This window comes from Oceanospirillum sediminis (assembly GCF_014164585.1).
Lineage (GTDB): Bacteria > Pseudomonadota > Gammaproteobacteria > Pseudomonadales > Halomonadaceae > Oceanospirillum > Oceanospirillum sediminis.
The window spans coordinates 1-310 of the sequence record NZ_JACJFM010000349.1 but is presented as its reverse complement, the minus strand read 5'-3'; the positions used below and the strand labels follow the sequence as shown (position 1 = coordinate 310).

Genomic DNA, 310 nt, shown 5'->3' with positions numbered 1-310 from the left:
AATAAGGAAGGCCGTAAGGTTAAGGCCTACCGCAAGTTTGTTCCGGCACTGGATCTTAAGCGCAAGCAGCTGCTAGCGGAGCGAGCCAACGCGCGTAAAAGCCTGACCGAATTAGAAGACACTCTGGAGTCTTTGCGCTTACAGGTACGGGAGCAACTGCCGATGTTGTCCAGCTATCAGGGCAATATCGGGCAGTTAGTGGAGATCGACGATTTTTCCCTGCGTCAGGTCAATCTGGTGGGTATCGTACTGGTTGCAATCATGCTGGATCGCCTGTGTAAACAACCGAATCAGAAGGAAGTATGAATAT

1 protein-coding gene is annotated in these 310 nt (G+C 50.6%); it reads left to right on the top strand.

The genetic code is table 11. The features are described from left to right. Nucleotides 1–306: V-type ATP synthase subunit D (locus tag H4O21_RS25185; RefSeq protein ID WP_502243761.1), on the top strand; the 306-nt coding region annotated here is incomplete at its 5' end. Nucleotides 307–310 lie beyond the last annotated feature (4 nt).